The 6,038-nt window shown below is 61.7% G+C and carries 6 protein-coding genes; 3 read left to right on the forward strand and 3 right to left on the reverse strand.

The features are described 5' to 3' along the window. Window positions 1-220: 220 nt before the first annotated feature. The 3 genes from AC1D1P_RS12065 to AC1D1P_RS12075 form a co-directional block, all read right to left on the reverse strand. Window positions 221-1,030, reverse strand: a complete 810-nt coding sequence (locus AC1D1P_RS12065; RefSeq protein WP_477673139.1) for an ATP-binding cassette domain-containing protein — start codon at window positions 1,028-1,030, stop codon at window positions 221-223. Beyond that, complete coding sequence (locus AC1D1P_RS12070; protein ID WP_477671141.1) at window positions 1,030-1,986, reverse strand: ABC transporter permease; 957 nt, start codon at window positions 1,984-1,986, stop codon at window positions 1,030-1,032. The genes AC1D1P_RS12065 and AC1D1P_RS12070 overlap by 1 nt, the downstream gene beginning before the upstream one ends. Window positions 1,987-2,071: 85 nt before the next feature. Then, window positions 2,072-3,061: a substrate-binding domain-containing protein gene (locus AC1D1P_RS12075; RefSeq protein WP_477673140.1), complete on the reverse strand. Its 990-nt coding sequence runs from the start codon at window positions 3,059-3,061 to the stop codon at window positions 2,072-2,074. A gap of 118 nt (window positions 3,062-3,179) precedes the next feature. On the opposite strand from AC1D1P_RS12075, the gene AC1D1P_RS12080 reads away from it, so the two are divergent. The 3 genes from AC1D1P_RS12080 to AC1D1P_RS12090 form a co-directional block, all read left to right on the forward strand. Next, the gene (locus tag AC1D1P_RS12080; protein ID WP_477673141.1) at window positions 3,180-4,190 is read left to right on the forward strand and encodes a PfkB family carbohydrate kinase; all 1,011 of its coding nucleotides are present in this window, start codon (window positions 3,180-3,182) and stop codon (window positions 4,188-4,190) included. A gap of 118 nt (window positions 4,191-4,308) precedes the next feature. Further along, window positions 4,309-5,631, forward strand: a complete 1,323-nt coding sequence (locus AC1D1P_RS12085) for an SRPBCC family protein (RefSeq protein ID WP_477673142.1) — start codon at window positions 4,309-4,311, stop codon at window positions 5,629-5,631. After that, window positions 5,628-6,038: aromatic-ring-hydroxylating dioxygenase subunit beta (locus tag AC1D1P_RS12090; protein ID WP_477673143.1), on the forward strand; the 411-nt coding region annotated here is incomplete at its 3' end. The genes AC1D1P_RS12085 and AC1D1P_RS12090, both read left to right, overlap by 4 nt.

The raw sequence follows: 6,038 nt of genomic DNA on the forward strand, positions 1-6,038 counted from the left end.
TCGGGCGTGAGTAGAGGGTCAATGCCTTTAAGCATGAGCGGGCCTCACGCATTTTGGAGTGACAGTGCCCCCTCGAGCGGCAGCAGTACGCGAAGCGATAAGCGCGGGGGGCCCCTCTTTACCAGCCGGGGCCGCGGATCTGGCTTTGCCAGTCCGCAGGCGCAGCGCCCCCTCGGGGGGCAACGTAGTACACGCAGTGACAAGCGTGGGGGCCAATATGTCAGGCAAGCGCGGACTCCGGCAGTTCTTCGGCCGTCTTGGCGCCCGTCATCACGGCCACGGTGTCGCTCATGCTGATGGTCTTGGGATTGACGACCGCCGCACGGCGGCCCAGGCGCTGGATGTGGATGCGGTCGGCGATTTCAAWCACATGCGGCATGTTGTGGCTGATCAAGATGACGGGCAGTCCCTTGTCGCGCACCCGGCGAATCAGCTCCAGCACCATGTTGCCTTCTTTCACGCCCAGGGCGGCCGTGGGTTCATCCATGATGACCACATGCTGCGCAAAGGCAGCGGCGCGCGCCACGGCTACGCATTGGCGCTGGCCGCCGGAGAGTGTTTCCACGGCCTGCGTCATCGAACGAATCCCGACCTTGAGTTCCTGCATGCGGGCAATGGCCTGCTCCAGCATCTTCTTCTTGTCGAGCAGGCGCAGCCAGCGGCCCAAGGGGCCGGGCTTGAGGAGTTCGCGGCCCAGAAACAGGTTTTCCGCAATGCTCATGGCAGGGGCCACGGCCAAATCCTGGTAGACGGTTTCGATCCCGGCACGGCGCGCATCGATAGGAGACTTGAAGCGCATCGGCTTGCCGTCGAGCAACAGTTCGCCTTCGTCAGGCACGGTGGCGCCCGACAAGGCCTTGATCAGCGAGGATTTTCCGGCGCCGTTGTCACCGATCACGGCCAGGATTTCGCCGGCGCGTAGTTCGAAGTCGGTACCGTCCAGTGCGGTGACCTGGCCGTAGCGCTTGACCAGWCCCTTAGCCTGCATGATCAGAGGTGCGGAAGTGGGGAGGGACGTTGAGGTGTTCATCAGCGGGGCCCTTTGCGCGACATCTGGTCGGCCGCGACCGCCAAGATCACCAGAATGCCGGTAATCAGTGTCTGGTAGACGGAGGCAACGCCCATCAGGGTGAGACCGTTGCGAAACACGCCCACAATCACCGCGCCGACGAGCGTGCCGAGGATGATGCCGCGTCCGCCAAACAGGCTGGTGCCGCCCAGCACCACGGCGGTGATGGCATCCAGGTTTTCGGTTTGCCCGGCATTCGGGTCGCCGACGCCGGTGCGCGCCACCGACAGGAGCGCGGCGATGCCGTAAAAAAGACCGGCCAGCGCGTACACGGCCACCAGTACGCGGTCGACCCGGATGCCGGTCAACCTTGCTGCTTCGGCGTTGTTGCCCACGGCATACAGGTGCCTGCCCGGCGCGGTGTCCCGCAAGACAAACCACGCCAGCAGATACAGGCCAATCATGGTGACCGTTCCCAGGCTGACTTCGGTGCTGCCCAGGTCGAATGTGTTGCCCAGCGCGGTCAATTCCGCCGGGAGGTTGGGAACGATTTGCGCGTTGGAGTAGATCTGTGTGATCGCAAATGCGATGTTCAGGGTGCCCAGCGTCACGATGAAAGGGGGCAATTTGATACGGGTGACCAGCAAGCCATTGACGAGGCCGAAGCCGGTCGTGACCGCCAGGCCGCAAGCAATGGCCAGGTAGGGGTTGATGCCGTAATTCACGGCGAACTTGGTCATCACCATGCCGCCCAGTGCCATCACCATGCCACAGGACAGGTCGATGCCGGCCGTCAGGATGATCAGGGTCTGTCCAATGGCCAGGACACCGACCACCATCACCTGCTGCAGCACCAGGGACAGGTTTGCACCCGTCAGGAAGCGGTCTGACTGGGTGGTAAAAAAGATGCAGGTGGCCAGCAGGGCCAGCCAGGGGCCGAGGGCCCCCCACGGGATGTGGCGCGAAGACAGGTTCATCGGTAAAGATCCAGGATGGAGAAAATGATGTTGTCATCCTGCACCGGACCTGGTGCAAGATGACAGGCGGCAGGCGTCTGGCCGATTACTTCGCACCCCAGCAAAGGTTCAGTCCCGTTTTGGTGTCTWTGCTGTCTACACCCGGAAGGGCTTTTGCCGAGACCAAGGTCACGCCGGTGTCGGTGTAACCCGAAGCCTTTTTGCCGCCCTTGGCGTAGCTGACACCTGCTGCCACGCCCAGCGCCGCCATGGTCAGGGGGTATTGCTGCGACGTTGCGGTGATGATGCCGGCTGCCGTGTCCTTGATGCCCTGGCAGCCGCCATCGACCGAGACAATGGTCACGCCTTTTTCCTTGCCGGCCTTTTTCAGCGCATTAAACGCACCCGCGGCCGCAGGCTCGTTGATGGTGTAGACCACATTGACGTCGGGATTTTTCTGCAGGCAGTTTTCCATGGCCGTCTGGCTCTTGGCCTGGTCACCAAAACCATCGGCCATGCAGACCACGGCCGCGTCTTTGGACAGCTCGTTGGATTTCGCGTCTGCCGCAGGCAGGCCGAAACCCTTCATGAACCCATTGTGACGTTGCGCCCCCACCGGATGGCCTGGGAACAGGTCGATCGTGACAATCCTGGCAGGTTTGCCGGCCATGGCCGCCTTCGCATACTGGCCGATCAAAACGCCGGCTTTGTAGTTGTCGGTGGCGAACAGGGCATCGGCACCTTCAAAAGGGCTGTCCAGTGCAATCACCTGCACGCCTTTGGCCTGGAGTTTTTTGACGGTAGGGCTGATGGCGTCGCCGCTGGCGGTGATCAAAATGGTTTTGGCGCCGCCGGCAGCCATGTTTTCCAGTGCGGTGATCTGGCCTGCTGTGTCGCCGTCGGATTTGCCGGCGGCGGTCAGCAGCTTGGYGCCGAGTTTTTTGGCCTCGGCTTCAGCACCTTCCTTCATCTTGACGAAGAAGGGGTTGGTTTCGGTTTTTGTAATCAGGCCGATCACGGGTTCGCCCGCTGCAAAGGCCGATGTGGCGGCCAGGGCGAGGCTGGACAGTGCCAGGAGGGCGGTGGTCTTTTTCATGAAATGGTCTCCTTGTTGAATCGACATTCAGGCCCGGGTTCGCGGGAAAGTACCCATAAGTGATGGGTGTTGGTGAACTATAGTGGCGCTTGAGTTATTAAATCAAGTTGTTTTAGTTATGGATTACCCTGAGAAAAACCCTGAAAAAGTGCTGCAAGTTGCAACCGCTGGTGAGGCATTGATTGACCTGATCGTTCAACCGGACGGACGTTATGAACCTTGCCCGGGTGGCGCTGTTTTCAACCTGACGCGTGCGCTGGCCCGGCAGGGCGTCAGCACCCTGTACCTCAACCCTTTGTCGCGCGATCGCTTTGGCCGCCAGCTGGCTGCCGCGCTGACCGGGGATGGTGTGCGGCTGGCCTGCCCACAGCCTGTGGCACAAAGCACCTCACTGGCCGTGGTGGGGCTAAATGATGCAGGCCATCCCGACTACGTTTTTTACCGGCAGGATGTGGCGGACCGTGCGGTCACGGCGGACAGCCTGATCCAGTCGTGTCAACGCGTCCCCGCGCTCGAGATGGTGTATACCGGTGCCCTGGCACTCGCGCCCGAGGATGCGGGCCGCTACCTGCCATGGCTGCGTGCCCAGCATCAGGCGGGCAGCATGGTGGTGGTGGATGYCAACCTGCGGCCGTCGGTCATGCCGGACCTGCAGGACTACAGGCGCAACGTGCACGCTGCGTTGCAACACGCCGACGTCGTCAAGGTCAGCGATGAAGACCTGGAAAGCCTGGCGATACCTGGCGCTGATGTATTTGCGCGGGCGCAGCATCTGCTGGATACGAGCGGTGCCGGCTTGCTGGTTCTGACCCTGGGGCCGCACGGAGCCTGTCTGTTGACACGCGATGGCCGGCGGTGGCGCGCCCGCGAATCCCGGCCGTTGGCGGTGGTGGATACCGTGGGTGCAGGCGACTGTTTTCTCGCCGGTTTCATGGCCGCTTTGCTGGCGCGAAAAAACGGTGTGACTGGCACTGCTGACCTGCTGGCACTACCGGATGATGTGGGACGCAGCTTGCTGGCCCACGCCATGGCCAGTGCCAGCTTGTGCGTGATGCGACGCGGCTGTGTGCCCCCGACTGGGGCGGAAGTGCAGGCCAGGATTGAACAGGCAACCTGCGTATTTGACTGACGGCCGCTACCGATGCCTTACTGAAAAGATCAGGGAAAGAAGTCGGAAATCGTAAGTAAGCGTATTATCTGTCCGAAATCCTGTGCGCAGGTACGCTGCAGGACCCGGAGACACTCAGATGAACGCACCTCATACCCTGTCACGCTGGAGCGACCCTGGCTCCAGTCGCGTGCCCTTTTGGGCCTACACCGATGCGCAGCTGTACCAGCGCGAGCTGGAAAAAATCTTTTACGGCACGCACTGGTGCTATGTGGGCCTGGAGGCCGAGATTCCCAATGTGGGCGACTACAAACTCAGCCATGTCGGTGAACGACAGGTGCTGATGGTGCGGGATCGCATCGCACCCAAAGACCGTGCCACCGACCACGGCATACGCGTTGTTGAAAACCGTTGCGCCCACCGCGGCGTGCGCTTTTGCCAGAACCCGCAGGGCAATGCGCGCAGCTTTGTCTGCCCGTATCACCAGTGGACCTACAAGCTCAATGGTGACCTGGCGGGGCTGCCTTTCAAGGACGGCGTGAAAGAGGGTGATTGCGTCAACGGCGGCATGCCCGAAGGGTTCGATCTCAAGGACCATGGGCTGACCAAGTTGCGTGTCGCAGTGCTGCACGGCCTGGTGTTTGCCACTTTCAGCGATGACACCGAACCGCTGGAAGACTATCTCGGCCCGCAGATCACGCCGTGGCTGGACCGCATCTTCAAAGGCCCCGACGGAGCGCGCAAGCTGACGCTGCTGGGCTACAACCGCCAGCGCATTCCGGGCAACTGGAAGCTGATGATGGAAAACATCAAGGACCCTTACCACCCTGGCCTGCTGCACACGTGGTTTGTGACCTTCGGCCTTTGGCGTGCCGATCAGAAAAGCCGCATGGTGATGGACGGCGAGGGCCGCCATGCCGTGATGATTTCGCGCCGCAACGAGGGTGGGCAGAACGACGCCGTGACCGAAGGCGTGACCTCGTTCAAGGCCAACATGGCCCTGCATGACGACCGCCTGCTGGACGTGGTGCCCGAGCCTTGGTGGAAGATGCCCGACCCATCCAGCCCGGGCGGCGACATCACGCCCACCGTGACCATGATCACGCTGTTTCCCAGCCTGATCATCCAGCAGCAGGTCAATTCGCTGAGCACACGCCACATCGTGCCGCGTGGGGAGGGTGAGTTTGATTTCATCTGGACGCACTTCGGCTTTGCCGACGACACACCCGAAATGACGCAGCGCCGCCTGCGCCAGGCCAACCTGTTCGGACCGGCCGGTTTCGTCAGTGCGGATGACGGTGAAGTGATCGAGTTCAGCCAGGCCGGCTTTGCACAGGCCTGCGACACCGGCTCAACACTGTGCGAGCTGGGCGGCACCGGCACCGAGATGACGGAGCACATGGTCACCGAAACCCWGATCCGCAGCATGTATGCCTACTGGAAGAAAGTCATGGGTCTATGACGGCGAGTGAACAGGGACTGCAGCGCCTGATGCTGCAACTGGAGGTGGACCAGCTCAACGCAGCCTACGCGGCGGCGCTGGACGAAAAGCGGTTTGATGCGTGGCCGGAATTCTTTGTGGAGGAGGGCAATTACAAGGTGCAGGCCCGCGAGAATTTTGACCGCGGCCTGCCGCTGGCCCTGATGGCGCTGGAAAGCCGGGGCATGATGAAGGATCGGGTGTATGGCGTCACGCAGACGATCTATCACGGGCCTTACTACATGCGCCACATCGTCAGCCCGGCGCGCATCCTCTCGGAAGAAGGCGATGTCGTCAAGGCCGAGGCCAACTACGCGGTGTTTCGCACCAAGCCGGGTGGGGTGAGCGAGGTCTACAACGTCGGGCGTTATATCGACGAGATCATCAAA

Source organism: Polaromonas sp. P1_E1_2 (assembly GCF_056406035.1).

Bases quoted from the DNA above. Each gene is read 5' to 3' on its own strand.
- AC1D1P_RS12070 (WP_477671141.1), bottom strand. From the start codon at position 1,986: ATGAACCTGTCTTCGCGCCACATCCCGTGGGGGGCCCTCGGCCCCTGG.